Here is a 17,008-nt window from a genome sequence, read left to right as displayed (position 1 = left end):
GTCCGTGCCGGAAAGTGTGCCGATCATAGAGGCTGGCTCCGGGCCCTTCCAGCCGGTGTCCAGTGTCCCGGACCGAGCACAGGTTCTGACAGATCGTTTCTGCCCGCACCTGGACGGGTTCTTCAGGCCCGCGACCAGTTGTGACGTTCCGTGAGTGTTTCGAGGATGTCAAGCGCCGGGGCGCGCCGGGGCGCATTGGGGGCGCTCTCACCCTTCTGGTGCAGATAAACAGGGCAAAATACATCGATTGCCAGCAATCTGGGTGCGGGTCCCGAACCGCATCCGGAGGTCACGTCCGTGCCCAAGCTGCGCAGCACCGCCGCCGTGTGCACCACGATGTCGGCGCTCGCCGCGACCTCGATCCTCGGCGGCCCGTCGGCCGCCGAGCCCTTCTCCCCGGCCCCCTGCGCCCTGCACCGCACGGAGGCCCACCACTCGGAGGGCGTCGACAGCTGGAACCCCGCCTACACCCGCCCCACCGGCGCGCTGGACGCCGTGATGATCTTCCTGTCCTTCCCGGACGCCACCCCGCGCACCACCCCCGCCGAACTCGCCGCCGACCACTTCCCGGCCACCAGCCGCTTCTACGCACAGGCGTCCTACGGCAGGTTCACCCTGCGCCCGCACCCGCTGGGGCGCTGGCTGCGCATGCCGCACCCGTCGACGTCGTACGCCATGCGGCGGGACTGGGACGTGGAGGACCGGGCCGCCTACGTGCGCGACGCGTTCGCCGTGGCCGACAAGGAAGTCGACTTCTCGCGCTACCCGATCGTGTACCTCGTCGCCGACCCGGACGCGCCCGGAGTGGACTCGGACGCCACGAAGGTCGTCAACCTGGAGACCCCGCTGCACGTCGACGGCACCGCTGTCCGGCGGGTCGTCACCGTGTTCGAACACCATCCGCCGGACCGGCTGGTCCTCGCCCACGAGACCGGCCATGTCTTCGACCTGCCCGACCTCTACCACCGCCCGGTCGACGGCAAGGGCGACTGGGACACCTATGTGGGTGACTGGGACCTGATGGGCAGCCAGTTCGGGCTCGCCCCCGACCTGTTCGCCTGGCACAAGTGGCGGCTCGGCTGGCTGGATCCGCGCCAGGTGGTGTGCGTGCGCGGCGCCGCGCCGACCCGCCTCACCCTGGAGCCCCTCGAGGCCGGGCCCGGCGTGCCGGTGCCGGGGGCGGGCGACGGCCCCGGCTTCGGCCTCGGGCACGGCGTCAAACTGGCCGTGGTGCGCACCGGACCGGACAGCGCCCTCGCCTTCGAGGCGCGCGACGCGGCCGGCAACGACCGGATGTCCTGCCGGCAGGGCATCCTGGTCTACCGGGTGCGCGCCGCCGCCGAGTCCGGCGACGGCCCGATCCAGGTCGTGGACGCCCACCCGCGCACCGAGGCCTGCTGGGAGAACTCGGTCTACGCCCCGCTCGCCGACGCGCCGGTCTCCCTCGGGGAGAGCTTCACGGTGCCCGGGGAGGGGGTGAAGGTGGAGGCGGAGGGGCGGACGGCCTCCGGGGCGTGGACGGTGAAGATCACGCCGGCGGTGGGTGGCTGACCGGCACCGGCTGACCGTGCGGCTGGGCGTGGTGCGCCGCGCCCCGGCCGACTCGTACACGAAAACGGCGGGCCTGGTTCTTTCGAACCGGACCCGCCGTTTCCTTCGCGTGCGCCGCCAGGGACTCGAACCCCGGACCCGCTGATTAAGAGTCAGCTGCTCTAACCAACTGAGCTAGCGGCGCCTGCTGACGTCGTAGACCTTAGCACCCTGGTCGGCGGGAGGAAAAATCGATATCCGCACGGCCGACCGGGCCGCCCGCACGGCCGCCCAGAGCAGCACCTCGGGCCCCGGCAGCCAGGGGTGCCGGGTGTCCGGGGCGACCAGCCAGCGGGCGGCACCACCGGCGTCGTCGCAGTTCAGGGGCGGGACGGTGACCGCGTCGCCGGAGCCGTGGCACAGCAGCGGCGGTACCGCGCGGGCCCGCTGGGACCCCCACTCCTCCCAGTCCAGCAGCGAGGGCAGCCGCTGGGCCGTCCCCGGGGCCGCGAACAGCAGCGTCCGCCCCCGGAACACCGCGACCGGCCCCGAGCCCGCGCCCTCGTCCCAGAGCCGGTCCAGCATGCGGCGGCCGAAAACCACGGGGGCGCTCACCACGTCGAAGACGGTGCCGCAGGGCAGGACGACCGGGGCGTCCGGGCGCTCCTCCCACAGGGCGAGGGTGCTGCGGGGGTACGTCGCCGCCGAGGCGAGCCAGGCGACGCCGTCGGCGCTGACACGGGTGACGTTCGGGGCGCTGGTCATGACACCAGGTGTACAGCCAGTGAGCGGACCGTTCTCCTGAGTTGCCGAAAACCGGGACAGCGGCGGCGGAGAGGAGTATCTTGCCCGCCTGGCATATGCCGTGCGGGTGCCCCAGGGGCAGGCTGCGGTCCGGCCGCTACACGGGATCGGCGCCGGTCCGCCCCTCGCCCTCTCCGCGCATCAGGTCCCGCCCGAACTCGACCATCTTCTTCGCGTAGTCCTCCGTCCACTCCGCCCGCTCGGCGATGTCCGCCGGGGTCAGCCGGTCGAACCGGCGCGGGTCGGCGAGCTGGGCGGCCGCGATGGCCTGGAACTCCACCGCCCGGTCGGCCGCCGCGCGAAAAGCCTGGGTCAGCTCCGTCGCCCGGGCCAGCAGCGCCCGCGGGTCGTCGATCGACTCCAGGGCGAAGAAGTGCTCGGGGTCGGCGGCCGCCTCCGCGGGCTCGAAGAGCAGGGGCGCGGGGCGTAGCCGCGGTTCGTTACGACGCGGCGTGGGCTCCGCCATGTCTTGTCTCCTCCTCGTACGGTTCGGTGGGCGCCGCCTTCAGGTGGGCCACCGTCCATTGTCCCGCGCCGGTGCAAGAGGCCCCCGCCGCCGCCCGCGCCGGGTTGTGAGGAGGAGCCCGGGGCTACACCTGCACCAGCGGCTGCCGGGTGAACAAGGTGCCGAGGGCCGGTGCGTTCACCCGGCGGTCCGCGAGCCTCAGCCCCTCCCAGACCGTGACCTGGTTGGCGGTGAGCACCGGCTTGGACAGGGCCTTCTCCAGGAGGGAGAGGTGGGCGGCCGTGTGCAGGGCCGTGTCCGGCAGCAGGACGGCCTCCGCGTCGGCGGCGTCCGCCGCGCGTGCCAGCGTCAGCACGTCCTCCTCGCCCCAGCCGCCGGCCTCCGCCGCCGTGACGGTCCCCGAGGACCGGGTGCCGGCCACCTCCAGGCCGCCGGCCCGCAGGAACTGCGCGAACAGCGCGGTGACGTCCTCGGGGTAGGTCGCGGCGACGGCGACCCGCCGTACGCCGATCTCCCGGGCCGCGTGCACGAAGGCGAACGACGTCGAGGAGGCCGGCATCCCGGCCACCCGGGCCAGGTTGCGCACCTGCTCCTGAGCGCCCTCCCAGCCGTGCACGAAGCTGCCGCTGGTGCACGCCCACACCACCGTCTCGGCGCCGGCCAGCCGCAGCCCCTCCATGCCCTGGGCGAGCCGGTCGGCGGAGCCCAGCTCGCGCAGCGTGTCCACCCGGTGCGCGTCCTCGCCGATGTCGGTGTGGACCAGTTCCACCCGGATGTCGCTGCCCAGGAGCTGCTCGATGCGTGGATAGTCGTCCTCGGCAAAGTGGCCCGGGTAGAGGAATCCGAGTGCGGTCATGTCCAGCCTTCCTGCGTCTCTTCGGGCAGTACGGGCCGTGCGCGGGCAGCCGCGTCGAGCAGCGGCCGGCCAGGCCCCACGGTCCGGGTACCCAATCGGCGCGGCACAGCCCACATCGTGACCGGCCGGCCGGGATCACCGTCCCTGTCCTCCGCCGGTCTCACGCGGGGAGACCGGCGGGCAAGGCAGGGTGGGTCCGCCCGTGTTGACGACGGTGGGCCGGGGTGCGAGCGTGGTCCATCCGCGCGCTGTCAGCGCATGTCAGACGCCGGGAGCCGCCCCGCATGACGCCGACCGTCCCCACCGTTCTCGTCCTCGACGCCGATCCGCCGCCCCGGCTCGGCCGTCTCACCGGCCGCGCCCGGATCGTGCGCACGGACGCGGCGCACCTGGCCGAGCGGCTGCCCGGCGCGGACGTGCTGCTGGTGTGGGACTTCACCTCGCACGCGGTGCGGCGGGCGTGGCCCGGCGAGGGGCCCCGGCCGCGCTGGGTGCACACCGCGAGCGCGGGCGTGGACCATCTGATGTGCCCGGAGCTGGCCGCGTCGGACACGGTGGTGACGAACGCGCGCGGGATCTTCGACCAGCCGATCGCCGAGTACGTGGCGGCCCTGGTGCTGGCTGCCGCCAAGGACCTGCCGCGCACCCTGGAGCTCCAGCGGGAGCGGGTCTGGCGGCACCGGGAGACCCGGCGGGTGGCGGGCACGCGCGCGTGCGTGGTCGGCTCGGGCCCGATCGGCCGGGCGATCGTCCGGACGCTGAAGGCGCTGGGGGTGACGACGGCCCTGGTCGGGCGGGTGCCGCGGATCGGCGTGCACGGCCCGGACGACCTGGACCGGCTGATCTCCCGAGCGGACTGGGTGATCGCGGCGGCTCCGCTGACCGAGCAGACGTACCGCATGTTCGACGCGCACCGGTTCGGCGTGATGCAGCCCTCGGCGTTCTTCGTGAACGTCGGCCGGGGTGACCTGGTCGACGAGGAGGCCCTCGCCCGCGCGCTGGCCCGGCGCTGGATCGCGGGCGCGGCCCTGGACGTGTTCACGACCGAACCGCTGCCCGGGGACAGCCCGTTGTGGGGGCTGCCGGGGCTGGTCGTGTCCCCGCACATGAGCGGGGACACGGTCGGCTGGCGGGACGAACTGGGCGCGCAGTTCGTGGAGTTGTACGAGCGGTGGGCGGCGGGCAGACCCCTGCCGAACGTGGTCGACAAGACGCGTGGTTACGTGCCCGGCCACTGAACACCCGGCGTGCGGCGGGCCGGAGGGCGTGCCACCGGCCAGGAAAACCGGGGTGCATAGCCTGATTCCGCTTGGGTAGCCGCGCCGCCATGGCTCCACCACTTGGCAACGACGTGCACACCCTCCGGCCGGAACGCGGGCACACCCGGCGCTCGGTACTCGCGGGTCTCGCCGCCCTCGGCGCGCTGGGCGCGGCGGGCTGCACCCGGGTGGCGTCGGCGTCCGGGAAGGACGGCGGCGACCTGCTGGACCGGCTGCGCGCGCAGGGTGTCGTACGGCTCGGGATCGCCGGGGAGATCCCCTTCGGGTACATCGACAGGAACGGCGAGCTGACCGGGGAGGCGCCGGAGCTGGCGAAGGCGGTCTTCAAGCGGCTCGGCGTGGACCGGGTGCAGCCGGTGCCGACGGAGTTCGGCTCGCTGATCCCCGGACTGAAGTCGCAGCAGTTCGACGTGGTGGCCGCGGGCATGTACGTCACCCCGGACCGCTGCGAGCAGGTGATCTTCGCGGACCCGGACTACCGGATGCCGGACGCCTTCGTCGTCCGCAAGGGCAACCCGCTGGGCCTGCGCACCTACGCGGACGCGCTGCGCAAGCACGCCAAGGCGGCCACCGGCACCGGGTACGCGCAGATCCAGCACGCCGTGGAGGCGGGCTACCAGGAGAACGACCTCGTCATCGTCCCGGACCAGGTCGCCGGACTGAACGCGGTGGAGTCGGGGCGGGTCGACCTGTTCGCGGCCACCGCCGTCACCGCCCGGCTCGTCGCCCGGGGCTCGGCCAAGGCCGAGTCGACCGAGCCGTTCGTCGCGCTCGTCGACGGGAGACCGAAGGCGGACGGCGGCGCGTTCGCGTTCCGGCCGGAGGAGACCCGGCTGCGCGACGCCTTCAACACCGAGCTGCGCAAGCTGCGCCGCAGCGGTGAGCTGTACCGGATCGTGCGGCCCTTCGGCTTCAGCAAGGCCGAGATGACGACCCTGACCGCGAAGGAGTTGTGCGGCTGATGACTGGAGGACTCTGGGAACTCGTCCTCCGGGGCACGGGCACCACGCTCCAGTTGCTGGTCCACAGCGCGCTGCTCGCCACCGCGGTGTCGTTCGTCGCCGGTGCCGCCCGCACCCACCGGTCGCGGCTCGTCCGCTTCGTCGCGGCGTTCTACACCGAGGTGTTCCGCGGCATCTCGGCGCTGGTGATGATCTTCTGGGTGTTCTTCGTGCTGCCGGTGGCGTTCGGCTGGCAGCTGGTGCCGATGTGGGCCGGCACGCTCGCGCTGGGCCTGACCTACGGCGCGTACGGCGCGGAGATCGTGCGCGGCGGCCTCGCGGCGGTGGACCCGGCCCAGCGGGAGGGCGGGATCGCGCTCGGCTTCTCGCCCTGGCAGCGGCTGCGGCTGATCCTGCTGCCGCAGGCGGTGCCGGAGATGATCCCGTCCTTCTCCAACCTGCTGGTCGAGCTGCTCAAGGGCACCGCGCTGGTGTCCATCACGGGCATGGGCGACCTGGCCTTCAGCGGCAACCTGGTCCGCCTCGCCCTCCAGCAGAGCGGCCGGATCTACGCGTACCTGCTGCTGATCTACTTCGTGATCTCGTTCCTGCTCACCCGTGGGATGCGGGGTCTTGAGCGCCGGCTGAAGGCGGAGGTGGCCCGATGACCTGGGACTGGGGAGCGGTCGCCGATTTCCTGCCGTACTTCTGGAAGGGCCTGGTCGTCACCCTGGAGGCGCTGGCCCTGGGGTCGCTGATCTCGTTCGCGCTGGGGCTGGTGTGGACGCTGCTGCTGCGGACGCCGACCCGGTGGGTGCGCTGGCCGGTGGGGGTCCTCACGGAGTTCGTGCGGGACACCCCGCTGCTGGTGCAGCTGTTCTTCCTGTTCTACGTGCTGCCCGAGACGGGTGTGACGCTGTCCCCGCTGACCACCGGGGTCCTCGGGCTCGGGCTGCACTACTCGACGTACACGATGCAGGTCTACCGGGCCGGCATCGAGGCGGTGCCCGCGGGCCAGTGGGAGGCCGCGACGGCGCTCAGCCTGCCGGTGCGGCGGACCTGGACGGCGGTGGTGCTGCCGCAGGCCGTCCGCCGGGTGGTGCCGCCGCTCGGCAACTACGTCATCGCGATGCTGAAGGACACGCCGATGCTGATGACCATCGGCGTGCTGGAGATGCTGGGCCGGGCGCGGCTCGTCTCCCAGCAGCACTTCCAGTTCACCGAGCCCCTGACGGTGATCGGGGTCGCCTTCATCGTCGTCTCCTACCTGGCCTCCCTTTGTCTGCGCACCCTGGAGCGACGCCTTGTCCGTTGAGACCCGCAAGCAGCCGGCCGTGACCGGCACCCTGCCGACCGAGCTGATCCGCCTGGAGGGCGTGACCAAGCGGTTCGGGGACAACACCGTCCTCGACGGCCTCGACCTGTCCGTGGACGCGGGCCGGCACGTCACCCTGATCGGCCCGTCCGGCTCCGGCAAGACGACGATCCTCAGACTGCTGATGACCCTCGCGAAGCCGGACGAGGGCACGATCACCGTGGACGGGCAGCGGCTGTTCCCGGCGCCGGAGAAGCAGGTCCGGGAGGTCCGCAAGAAGATCGGGATGGTGTTCCAGCAGTTCAACCTGTTCCCGAACATGTCGGTGCTGCGGAACCTCACCGAGGCGCCGGTCCGGGCGCTCGGCCTGTCCAGGGACGAGGCCGAGGCGCGGGCCCGGGAGCTGCTGGACCTGGTGGGCCTGGCCGACAAGTGCGACGCGAAGCCGACCCGGCTGTCCGGCGGGCAGCAGCAGCGGGTGGCGATCGCCCGGGCGCTGGCGATGCGGCCCCGCGTGCTGCTGCTGGACGAGGTGACCTCCGCGCTCGACCCCGAGCTGGTCGCGGGCGTGCTCGACCTGCTGCGGGACATCGCGCGCAGCACGGACATCACGATGCTGTGCGTGACGCACGAGATGGGTTTCGCCCGGGACATCTCCGACCAGGTACTGATGTTCGACGCGGGCCGGGTCATCGAGGCGGGGCCGCCGGAGAAGATCTTCGGCGACCCGGAGCGGGAGCGCACGCGGGAGTTCGTCAGCGCGGTGCTGTGAGGCGTCGTCGCTGTTCCGCCGCGGGCCGGCTTCGCGCGGGGCCGGCCCGCGGCGGAACAGCCGAGGTCCATGCGATGGGGAATGACCCTGGCATATGCCAACGGATTTTCGCCCCGGTTGGCGGCCCGCACGCGCGGGGTGCAATCTCGCAACCCCCTCTCCCCCGTGCCGCTTTGACGGCTATCGTGGAGACGATCCGCCGACCCGGGTCGTGGCCGAGGGGGAACGACATGAGGATCGAGCCGACCGCCCCGTACCACTCCGCACAGGACGCGCTGCGTGTCCTGGAGACCGTGGCCCGGCACCCCGCCGGCGCCACCGACACCGAACTGGCCCGCCGCACCGGCCTCGGCACCGAGCGGCTCACCGCCCTGCTGCGGATGCTGCGCCGGGAGGGGTACGTCGAGCAGATCACCGACGGGGCCTACGTCACCGGCGACACCCTGCGCCGGATCACCTCGGCGCACGACCGGGAACGGGCCCTGCGCGAGAAGCTCCAGCTCACCCTGGACCGGCTGCGCGACTCGGTCGGCGCGGCCGTCTACCTCAGCCGGTACCTCGACGGCGAGGTCCGGGTCACCCAGTACGCCGCTGGGCCGGCCGCCCCGGCGGTGAACGAGTGGGTCGACTTCCGCTACTCCGCCCACGCCACCGCCGTGGGCAAGAGCCTGCTGACCCAGCTGGACCACAACGCCCGCCGCGATCACCTCTCCCGGCACAAGATGGCCCGCCTCACCTCGCGCACCATCACCAGCGACAAGCTGCTGCTGTCCCGGCTGGAGTCGCAGCCGCCGACGGTGCCGGTGCTCGATCTCCAGGAGTACGCGGTCGGCACGGTCTGCGCGGCCGTACCGCTCACCGCGGGCTCCACGGTCGGCTGCCTGGCCGTCTCGCTCCCGCTGGAGCACGCCCACCGGCTGAAGCGGGCAGCGGAGACACTGAACCGGAACGCGGCTCCGGTGGTCCTGTCGCTGACCATCTGAGGGCACACGGGTGGTCACGAGCACCCCGCGGGACCAGGTAGTATTTTCTTTGTCGCCGGCCGCGGGGAGCAGAACCCGAGGCAGGCGGGAGTCATGCGCCGCTAGCTCAGTTGGTTAGAGCAGCTGACTCTTAATCAGCGGGTCCGGGGTTCGAGTCCCTGGCGGCGCACGTGATCGAAGGCCCCTCGCGGAAGCGGGGGGCCTTCGGCGTCCCCAGTGGCCGTTGCGGCTCCCGTGGAGGGCTACGGCAGCATGCCGGCGGACTCGGAGAACATCATGTGGGCCACGGCCATGAAGCCGACGCAGAAGGCGCCGGCCACGCCGAGGAAGACCAGTCCGGCACCGGTGCCGGCGGCGAGCCTGCCGCGTGCCGGGGGCAGCGCGGTGGCCCGCTGGGGAAGCTCCGGGAGGTAGCGCACGGTCACGACGTCGCCCTCCAGGACGGTCGTGGGGCCGTCCTCCTCCTCGAAGCGGACGGTGCGGCCCTCCCGGGTGGTGAACTCGTAGACGTGGTGCACGGTCGTGCGCACGGAGGTGTCCCCGCCGCCCCCGCTGGTCGTCGTGAACATCCGCAGGCAGCGCGCCTCGGCGGTCAGGCCGTGCGCCCACGTCCTGCTGATCCGTCGAGCGCGGCGGACCAGCAGGTACGCGGCGGACCCGATGCCCGCGAGCATGAGGGCCGGAACGGCGTAGAAGAGTGACTCGAACATGAGGTTCCCCCGAGGAAGGTCCGCCGCTGCCGGTCGAGCGGTGTGGCGGGAACCTACCCGGCGCACGGGGCGCCGGGCCTCAAGGGAACCTCAGTTTCCGTCCCGTAGCGGAGCGGGGATCAGAAGGTGACGTCGGAGCAGGCGTAGAACGCGTTGCCCGTGTCGGCGATCGTCCACACCGCGAGGATGACGTGGTGTCCGCTCAGGCCGGTCGGCAGGGTGCCGCTGTGGCTGAGGGTGGCCGGCGGGCGCTGGCCGTTGTAGGGCACCGTCAGGAACGGGGTGAGGTTGAGGTCCGAGCGGGAGAGGTTGTGGTCCTGGTTCCAGCCCGGCTTGGTGACGTAGTACTTGAAGTCCGTCGTGGCGTGCATGGCGGTGAACTGCCAGCGGAACGTGTACGACTGGCCGCCCGTCACCTTGGTGGTGGGCCAGGCCGCGCCGGACGGCGTCCTGGGCGCGCTGAGCGGGGCGAACTGGCTCAGGCCCGCGTTGCAGAGCTGACCGTCGGCGGGACCGCCGGCCGGGAAGCCCTTGGGGCCCTCGACGCTCTGCGGTTCCCACTGGATCTGGCCGCAGTTCGCCACGGTGCCGTTCTGGCAGAGCTTCTGCCTGCTGATGGGGAGGTCGGTGTAGCCGTGCCCGCTGGCGCCGCCGGTGGAGAGCGCGAACGCTCCGGCGGTCACCGCGCCCAGCACGACCGCGGACAACTTGGTCTTGGTGCGCATGCTGCCGCTCCTGGAGAACGTGGGGAGTTCGATGAGCCGTGCAGAGTAGGTCTAGACCAAGCCTCAGATTATTGCCGCCAGTTGAACATGTCCATACCAATCGCAGACTGGTCGCGCGTCCACCGTCCACCGGCTCACCGCGCCCGCCCTACACCGGCTCGCCGCGCCCCGAGCAGAACGCCACCGTCAGGTCCCGGACCAGCACCTTGCGCTCGTAGTCGTCCAGTTCGACCAGACCGCGCACGGTCAGCCGGGTCACCGTGTCCTCCACCGAGTCCACCACCGAGCTGAGCATGCTGGCCCGCTGCCGGGCGTCCAGGGCGGCGATCCGCCGCCGGTGCACCGCCCCGGCCACCTCGGGCGCGTACTCCACCCGGACCGGCCGCACCGAGAACACCTCCACGCCGATCGCCGCCGTCTCCGCCGCCACCAGCCGGGTCAGCGCGGCCCCGGCCGCCGTCGCCCCGCCCCGCGTCCCGCCCGCCGGCTCCACCGGCACCCGGGCCAGCGCGGCCTCCACGCACTCCCGCAGGTACGTCTCGTGGTCGTCGATGCCGAGCAGGGCCCGCGCGGTGTCCCGCACCCGCCACACCACCAGCACCACCACCCGCAGCGCCATCCCGTCGGGGTCCGCCGCCGGCATCGCCTCGCTGCGCCAGTGCCGCAGCCGCACGTCCACCCGGCGGCGCGGCACCAGCGGGTTCACCCACAGCAGCCCGGTGCGCCGGACCGTCCCCCGGTACCGCCCGAACAGCCCCAGCACCCAGGCCCGCCCGGTCCGCCCCCGGGCCAGACCGCCGAAGCCGAACGCCCCGAACAGCCCGGCCCCGGCGTACGCGGCCCACTGCGCGGGGCCGAGACCGCCGCCGGGATCCGCCGGCAGGCCCAGTGCCCGCGCGGCGAGCGGCGGGAACAGCCCCGCCCACCAGGTGGTGGCCAGGCAGCCGGTGACCCCGCAGACCCCGGCGAGCACCCCGGCCGCCCCGGGCAGCACCCGCGCCGGGCGTTCCGCCAGCTCCGGGTCGACCTCCGGCAGCGGCCGGCTGCGCTCCGGGGCCGGGCGTCTGAGCCGGGGCTGCTCGCCGGTGCCCTGCCGGCGGGCCACCACGGCCGGCCGGAGCGGCACCTTCACCGGGTCGGACTCGTCCCGGAAGAGCAGGTGGACGGGGATCTCGGTGGTGGCCTCGTTCCGGATCAGGCGGGCCGGCCGGGTGCCGGGGCCGGCGGCCGCGCCCAGCGACTGCCCACCGGACTCGGGCGGTGTGTGGGATGTGGTCGTACTCATGCGTGCTCCAGCCTCCGCGCCAGACGCGTCATGAACAGGGGGTGGGGGTGGGGTGCCGGGCCGGTCAGGCGAACAGGCGGCGCCACGTCTCCGGGCCCGGGTAGCCGTCCGCCGCACCGCCCCGCCAGCCCTGGGCGCGCTGGAACGCCTCGACGGCACGCCGGTCCGCCTCGCCCCAGTGCGGGCCCGGACCGTGGGCGTAGAACCGGCCGAACCCCTTCTTCACCAGCTGGGCGCCGAGCCGGGTGACGTGGTCGTTGCTCCGGCCCGGCCGGAAGTAGGCGCGGCCCGGATAGCCGGGGACCCCGTGCGAGGCGGGGGCGGCGGCCGGGGACGCGATGTCCTTGCCCCGGCCCGTGCTCAGCAGCTCCCAGGTGCGCCGGCCGGGGATTCCGTCGGCGTCCGCGCCGCTCCAGCCCTGGGCCCGCTGGAACGCCTCGGTGGCGCGCCGGTCCGCCGCGTCCCAGACCGGCCCCGGCCCCTTGGCGTAGTAGGACGCCCCGCCCCGGGCGATCAGCATCCGGCCGAGCAGGGTGACGTACGCGTTGTCGGCGCCGGGGCCGAAGTAGGCCGCGCCCGGATAGGCCACCGCCGCCTTCCCGCCGGGCGCCGGCCCGGCGGCGACCCCGGCCTTCGTCACGCCCTTGTAGCGGTAGGGGACGTACTTGTCGGTGTTGTTCCAGTACGGATAGGGGGTGGTCTGGCTGCGGGTGCGCGGGGGCGTCTGCTCGTAGACCGTGTAGGAGGTGTGCGTGTGGTCCTTCCAGCCGCCGAAGATCACGACGTGGGAGCCCTTCTCGGGGTTGTCGGGATTGTGGTGGAGCAGGATGTCGCCGGGTTGCAGCTCCTCCTTCTCGATCTTGACGCCGAACTGGCCGAGGCTGCCGGTCCACTCGTTGTTCGGCAGCCCCCAGGCCATGGAGACGTAGCCCGAGCAGTCCTGCCGGTAGCCGTCGGACCAGAAGTCGTCCATGCTGTACGGCACCTTGGCGGCCACCCAGACCTTGGCCCGGTTGATGATCTGGGTCCGGGTGGTGGCGGGCACCGGGACGGCGTCCGGCTCCGCGGGCCTGCCCGCCCGGCCGTGCAGGGGAGCCCTGGCGCCCTGCGGGGTGTCGGGCACGCCGTCGCCGGGCAGGGCCTGGCGGTGCGGGGAGTGGCCGGGGGTGACGGCGGCGGCGGGCGTGACCGTGCCGAGCGCGGCGGACGCGGCGGCCACGACGACGACTCCGCGGGCCGCCGGACGGGCGCGGGTGAACAGGGAGCGGGGAGTCGGCCGGCGCCCGTGGACGCAGCCGGGGCAGTCACAGTCGCTCGCGGGGTCGATCTCCTCGAACACCGGAGCGGTCATGCGATCTGCCTCACATTCGGGCGTGATGTGTCCGCGAGTGTGCACGTTGATCAGTTTCCCAACCGGGTACGGAACGCGCATTTTGACGGTCCGAATGATGTACGCGATCCCCCCGCATGGCTGTCGCGCCATCTCCCGGTGGTCGGAAGCACCCCCACGGGTCGGGTAGAGTTTTCTCCGTCAGCAGGCGCCGCTAGCTCAGTTGGTTAGAGCAGCTGACTCTTAATCAGCGGGTCCGGGGTTCGAGTCCCTGGCGGCGCACGTGATCGAAGGCCCCTCGCGGAAGCGGGGGGCCTTTCGCATGCCCGCGCGACACGCATGGCCGGATACCCTCTGGCCATGGCAGCCCGGGACCTTCAGGAGCGGATCAAGAAGCTGATCGTGGACGAGCGGCTGCCCTCGGGTGCTCCGCTGCCCACCGAGCCGGAGCTGATGCGGCTGCTCGGGGCGAGCCGGAACTCCGTGCGGGAGGCGCTGAAGGCGCTCCAGGCGATGGGCATCGTGGAGATCCGGCACGGCTTCGGGACGTACGTCGGCTCCATGTCGTTCGCGCCGATGATCGAGGGGCTGGCCTTCCGCACCGTCGCCGGCCACTACCGCGGCGAGGACTCCCTGCTCCAGCTGCTGGAGCTGCGCGAGGCCGTCGAGACCGGGCTGGTGTCCCGGCTGGCCGGGCGGCTGCCGGAGGCGGACCTCGTGGAGCTCGACGCGCTCGTGGAGCGCATGGAACGGGAGGCCGCCGAGGGGACCGGGCTCGGCGAGACGGACCGCGCCTTTCACGCCACCCTCTACCGGGGACTCGACAACGTGCTGCTCGGCGAGGTGCTGGAGGCGTTCTGGGACGCCTTCCACCGCGTGCAGCGGGACCTGGTGGACGTACCGCAGGACCCCCGGGTCACCTGCCGCCAGCACCGGGAGATCCTGGACGCGGTGCGCTCCGGCGACTCCCTGCGGGCGGAGCGGGCCATACGGGACCACTTCGGCAACATCCGCAGCCGACTGTCCCCGCTGGCCGCGCCCCGGCGATGACCGCCCGCCGGACGGTCAACCGGCCGGCCCCGTGAGATACGCCGACACCACGACGTTCGCCGTGTAACTGCCGCTCGCCCGGTCGAAGGAGCCGCCGCAGGTGATCAGGCGGAGTTCGGCACGGCCCGGCACACGGGGGCCGTAGGCGAGCCCGGCGCCTCCGGCGACTCCCAGCGGGCAGGGCCGGTCCTGGCGGGCCGCTTCGGTGACAGCCCCAGCCTGCTCCCCGCCGACCGCGCCCCGGCGATGACCGCCCGCCGGACGGTCAACCGGCCGGCCCCGTGAGATACGCCGACACCACGACGTTCGCCGTGTAACTGCCGCTCGCCCGGTCGAAGGAGCCGCCGCAGGTGATCAGGCGGAGTTCGGCACGGCCCGGCACACGGGGGCCGTAGGCGAGCCCGGCGCCTCCGGCGACTCCCAGCGGGCGGGGCCGGTCCTGGCGGGCCGCTTCGGTGACAGCCCCAGCCTGCTCCCCGCCGACCGCGCCCCGGCGATGACCGCCCGCCGGACGGTCAACCGGCCGTCCCCGTGAGATACGCCGACACCACGACGTTCGCCGTGTAACTGCCGCTCGCCCGGTCGAAGGAGCCGCCGCAGGTGATCAGGCGGAGTTCGGCACGGCCCGGCACACGGGGGCCGTAGGCGAGCCGGGCGTCGAAGTCGTCCCGGGGCAGCACGCGGACGTCGTCGACGGTGAACTCGGCGACCTTGCCGTCCGCGCGGAACACCCGGACCCGCTCACCGGGCCGGGCGGTGCTGAGCCGGTAGAAGACGGCGGGCCGGGTCTCGGTGTCGACGTGTCCGACCAGCAGGGCCGCCCCGGCGGCACCCGGCACGGGTCCGGCGCCGTACCAGCCGACCACGCCGGGCTGGTCGTAGGGCGGCGGGTCGATCGCGCCCCGCGCGTCCAGACCGCGGGCCACCACCGGGGCCTGCACGCCCAGCCGGGGGATGTCGACGCGCTGGGGCACCGCGTCGGCCAGCGGTTTCGCGGCGCGCGGCAGCCGGGCGGCGCCGGTGGCACGGCCGGGGGCGAGGACGTCACCCGTGACGGGGCCGTCCGTGCCCCGCGGAACGTCGCTCACGCCGCACCCCCACAGCCACAGCCCGAACAGCAGCAGCACCCAGGTCAGGCCGGTGACGAGCCGCCCGGTGCCGGTGGTGCGCCCGTGGTCGTCGGACATGGCGCCGCTTCAGTGGGTGCCGCGGCTCCGGCGGGCGCGCAGCCCGACGGCGACCGCGGCGATCCCGGCGAGCGCCAGCCCGGTCGCCGCCTGGACGGCGTCGGGGCCGGAGCCGCTGGTGGCCACCGTGGCGAAGTGGGTGGTTCCGCCGCCGCCCGCGGGGACCGGGGCGATCGGCGAGGGGGACTGGGCGGGCAGCCGGATGGGCTCTTCCTGCCGGTCGGCCGCGCCGCCCGGCCGCGCGACCGTGACGCTGCCGGTGAGCACGGTGCCGGCGCAGGTGACCTTCACGGTGTAGGCGCCCGGCTTCAGGGTGGACCGGACGCGGGTCTCACCGCTCAGGCTGCCCTGGTCGCCGGTCAGCCGGGCATCGGCGACGAAGGCGGACGAGGCGGCGCTGCCCTGCCGGCCGGAGCAGCCGCCGACCCGCAGGGTGACGTCGTCGCCGGGTGCCGGGCCGGCCGGGGTCACGGTGACCGGGCCGCCGTCCGCCGCGTGGGCCGACGGGGCGACGACGGCGACGGCGGCGAGGGCGGCCGCGGGGAGAGCTGTACAGAACGTGAGGCGTAGTGAGCCCATCGTGAACCTCCAGTTATCTGGAGGCTCCCCCGCCCCGGGCGCCTCCGCATCCTCGGAAGGCGCCGGATTGCTCCGAACGGGTGAGGCCGTGTTTCGGCCGGGTCAGACCAGGTCGACCAGGTCCGCGATGGAGTCGACGACCTCGGACGGGCGGAACGGGTAGCGGTCCACGTCGTTCGGCTGGGTCACGCCGCTCAGCACCAGGAACGTTCGCATCCCGGCCTCCAGGCCGGCGAGCACGTCGGTGTCCATCCGGTCGCCGATCATCGCCGAGGTCTCGGAGTGGGCGCCGATCGCGTTCAGCCCGGCCCGCATCATCAGCGGGTTGGGCTTGCCGACGAAGTACGGCTTCTTGCCGGTCGCGGCGGTGATCAGGGCGGCGACCGAGCCGGTGGCGGGCAGGTCGCCCTGGGTGGACGGGCCGACGTTGTCGGGGTTGGTGGCGATGAACCGGGCGCCGTCGTTGATCAGCCGGACGGCCTTGGTCAGGGCCTCGAAGGAGTAGGTGCGGGTCTCGCCGAGGATCACGAAGTCGGGGTCGTGGTCCGTGAGGATGTAGCCGATGTCGTGCAGCGCGGTGGTGAGACCGGCCTCGCCGATGACGTAGGCGCTGCCGCCGGGCCGCTGGTCGTTCAGGAACTGGGCGGTGGCGAGGGCCGACGTCCAGATGTTCTCCACCGGCACGTCCAGGCCCATGCGCCGCAGCCGGGCGTGCAGGTCACGGGCGGTGTAGATGGAGTTGTTGGTGAGCACCAGGAAGGGCCGGCCGGACTCGCGCAGCTTCTTCAGGAAGGCGTCGGCTCCCGGGATCGGGACGCCCTCGTGGATCAGGACGCCGTCCATGTCGGTGAGCCATGACTCTATGGGCTTGCGGTCTGCCATGCTGTGCGTCTCCTGGCGTACGTACGGTCGGGGAACGGGGCGCCGGAACCACGGCGTACCGACGCCCCCAGCCTAGTCAGCACCGGCCCGTTCCTGACCCCGTCGATCACCTGGTACCCACTGGTCAGGGGGCTCGCCCCGGCGCGGGGACGGTCGCGGGCCGGGGAGCACAGGGTCACGTCCACGACGACCGGCGCGGCGACGGCGGTGAGCGGACCCCGGACCGGTACGGGCCGGCGCGCGCACCGACGTTCCCCGGACGGCTCCCGGACGCCTTCCCGCCCCCGCCCAGGACGCGACGGGGGCGGGGCTC

At 73.2% G+C, this 17,008-nt stretch carries 18 protein-coding genes, 3 tRNA genes and 2 pseudogenes; 10 read left to right on the top strand and 13 right to left on the bottom strand.

Annotation, left to right across the window (positions count from 1 at the left end):
* Positions 1-336 precede the first annotated feature (336 nt).
* A complete protein-coding gene (locus AB0947_RS12920; protein WP_366750604.1) occupies positions 337-1,551 on the top strand; it encodes a M6 family metalloprotease domain-containing protein in 1,215 nt (404 codons plus the stop codon).
* Between the two features lie 110 nt (positions 1,552-1,661).
* Here the strand turns inward: AB0947_RS12920 and AB0947_RS12915 are convergent.
* The 4 genes from AB0947_RS12915 to AB0947_RS12900 form a co-directional block, all read right to left on the bottom strand.
* Positions 1,662-1,735, bottom strand: a tRNA-Lys gene (locus AB0947_RS12915).
* Positions 1,726-2,295: a bifunctional DNA primase/polymerase gene (locus AB0947_RS12910; protein ID WP_366750391.1), complete on the bottom strand. Its 570-nt coding sequence runs from the start codon at positions 2,293-2,295 to the stop codon at positions 1,726-1,728. Before AB0947_RS12910 ends, AB0947_RS12915 begins: the two co-directional genes overlap by 10 nt.
* Before the next feature lie 136 nt (positions 2,296-2,431).
* Positions 2,432-2,800, bottom strand: coding sequence for a hypothetical protein (locus AB0947_RS12905; protein WP_366750390.1), 369 nt, complete (start codon positions 2,798-2,800; stop codon positions 2,432-2,434).
* Between the two features lie 124 nt (positions 2,801-2,924).
* The gene (locus AB0947_RS12900) at positions 2,925-3,656 is read right to left on the bottom strand and encodes a decarboxylase (protein WP_366750389.1); all 732 of its coding nucleotides are present in this window, start codon (positions 3,654-3,656) and stop codon (positions 2,925-2,927) included.
* A gap of 284 nt (positions 3,657-3,940) precedes the next feature.
* Here AB0947_RS12900 and AB0947_RS12895 point away from each other — a divergent pair, with 284 nt between their 5' ends.
* The 7 genes from AB0947_RS12895 to AB0947_RS12865 all read left to right on the top strand — a co-directional run bounded on the left by AB0947_RS12895 (position 3,941) and on the right by AB0947_RS12865 (position 9,116).
* The gene (locus AB0947_RS12895) at positions 3,941-4,894 is read left to right on the top strand and encodes a D-2-hydroxyacid dehydrogenase (RefSeq protein ID WP_366750388.1); all 954 of its coding nucleotides are present in this window, start codon (positions 3,941-3,943) and stop codon (positions 4,892-4,894) included.
* A gap of 89 nt (positions 4,895-4,983) precedes the next feature.
* Positions 4,984-5,898, top strand: coding sequence for an ectoine/hydroxyectoine ABC transporter substrate-binding protein EhuB (ehuB, locus tag AB0947_RS12890; RefSeq protein WP_366750387.1), 915 nt, complete (start codon positions 4,984-4,986; stop codon positions 5,896-5,898).
* Complete coding sequence (ehuC, locus tag AB0947_RS12885) at positions 5,898-6,545, top strand: ectoine/hydroxyectoine ABC transporter permease subunit EhuC (protein ID WP_366750386.1); 648 nt, start codon at positions 5,898-5,900, stop codon at positions 6,543-6,545. The genes ehuB and ehuC overlap by 1 nt, the downstream gene beginning before the upstream one ends.
* A complete protein-coding gene (ehuD, locus tag AB0947_RS12880) occupies positions 6,542-7,192 on the top strand; it encodes an ectoine/hydroxyectoine ABC transporter permease subunit EhuD (protein ID WP_366750385.1) in 651 nt (216 codons plus the stop codon). The genes ehuC and ehuD overlap by 4 nt, the downstream gene beginning before the upstream one ends.
* Positions 7,182-7,964: an ectoine/hydroxyectoine ABC transporter ATP-binding protein EhuA gene (gene ehuA, locus AB0947_RS12875; protein ID WP_366750384.1), complete on the top strand. Its 783-nt coding sequence runs from the start codon at positions 7,182-7,184 to the stop codon at positions 7,962-7,964. Before ehuD ends, ehuA begins: the two co-directional genes overlap by 11 nt.
* Before the next feature lie 230 nt (positions 7,965-8,194).
* Positions 8,195-8,947 (top strand): IclR family transcriptional regulator C-terminal domain-containing protein, encoded by a 753-nt coding sequence (locus AB0947_RS12870; protein WP_366750383.1) that lies wholly within the window; start codon positions 8,195-8,197, stop codon positions 8,945-8,947.
* A gap of 95 nt (positions 8,948-9,042) precedes the next feature.
* Positions 9,043-9,116: transfer RNA gene (locus AB0947_RS12865), tRNA-Lys, on the top strand.
* 73 nt (positions 9,117-9,189) lie between these two features.
* Here AB0947_RS12865 and AB0947_RS12860 read toward each other — a convergent pair.
* The 4 genes from AB0947_RS12860 to AB0947_RS12845 form a co-directional block, all read right to left on the bottom strand.
* Positions 9,190-9,657: a DUF3592 domain-containing protein gene (locus tag AB0947_RS12860; protein ID WP_366750382.1), complete on the bottom strand. Its 468-nt coding sequence runs from the start codon at positions 9,655-9,657 to the stop codon at positions 9,190-9,192.
* 119 nt (positions 9,658-9,776) lie between these two features.
* Complete coding sequence (locus AB0947_RS12855; protein WP_366750381.1) at positions 9,777-10,382, bottom strand: lytic polysaccharide monooxygenase; 606 nt, start codon at positions 10,380-10,382, stop codon at positions 9,777-9,779.
* A gap of 148 nt (positions 10,383-10,530) precedes the next feature.
* On the bottom strand, positions 10,531-11,667 hold the full coding sequence (locus tag AB0947_RS12850) for an SPFH domain-containing protein (RefSeq protein WP_366750380.1): 1,137 nt from the start codon (positions 11,665-11,667) through the stop codon (positions 10,531-10,533).
* Positions 11,668-11,731: 64 nt separating this feature from the next.
* Positions 11,732-13,018 carry a peptidoglycan-binding protein gene (locus AB0947_RS12845; RefSeq protein ID WP_366750379.1) on the bottom strand — a complete coding sequence of 429 codons (1,287 nt, stop codon included), beginning with the start codon at positions 13,016-13,018 and terminating at the stop codon, positions 11,732-11,734.
* Positions 13,019-13,205: 187 nt separating this feature from the next.
* On the opposite strand from AB0947_RS12845, the gene AB0947_RS12840 reads away from it, so the two are divergent.
* Positions 13,206-13,279, top strand: a tRNA-Lys gene (locus AB0947_RS12840).
* Positions 13,280-13,357: 78 nt separating this feature from the next.
* Positions 13,358-14,047 carry a FadR/GntR family transcriptional regulator gene (locus tag AB0947_RS12835; protein ID WP_366750378.1) on the top strand — a complete coding sequence of 230 codons (690 nt, stop codon included), beginning with the start codon at positions 13,358-13,360 and terminating at the stop codon, positions 14,045-14,047.
* Positions 14,048-14,062: 15 nt separating this feature from the next.
* On the opposite strand, the pseudogene AB0947_RS12830 reads toward AB0947_RS12835, so the two are convergent.
* The 5 genes and pseudogenes from AB0947_RS12830 to AB0947_RS12810 form a co-directional block, all read right to left on the bottom strand.
* A pseudogene (locus AB0947_RS12830) lies at positions 14,063-14,194 on the bottom strand (class F sortase); the annotation flags it as partial.
* A gap of 118 nt (positions 14,195-14,312) precedes the next feature.
* Positions 14,313-14,444 (bottom strand): annotated as a pseudogene (locus tag AB0947_RS12825) (class F sortase); the annotation flags it as partial.
* Between the two features lie 118 nt (positions 14,445-14,562).
* The gene (locus AB0947_RS12820; RefSeq protein WP_366750377.1) at positions 14,563-15,234 is read right to left on the bottom strand and encodes a class F sortase; all 672 of its coding nucleotides are present in this window, start codon (positions 15,232-15,234) and stop codon (positions 14,563-14,565) included.
* A gap of 9 nt (positions 15,235-15,243) precedes the next feature.
* Positions 15,244-15,813: a hypothetical protein gene (locus tag AB0947_RS12815; protein WP_366750376.1), complete on the bottom strand. Its 570-nt coding sequence runs from the start codon at positions 15,811-15,813 to the stop codon at positions 15,244-15,246.
* A gap of 102 nt (positions 15,814-15,915) precedes the next feature.
* Complete coding sequence (locus tag AB0947_RS12810) at positions 15,916-16,695, bottom strand: HAD-IIA family hydrolase (RefSeq protein ID WP_366750375.1); 780 nt, start codon at positions 16,693-16,695, stop codon at positions 15,916-15,918.
* Between the last annotated feature and the right edge of the window lie 313 nt (positions 16,696-17,008).

Source organism: Streptomyces sp. NPDC047841, from assembly GCF_040704085.1.
In the GTDB taxonomy this organism is placed as follows: Bacteria; Actinomycetota; Actinomycetes; order Streptomycetales; family Streptomycetaceae; genus Streptomyces; species Streptomyces argyrophylli.
This window is presented reverse-complemented; position numbering and strand designations above follow the sequence as displayed.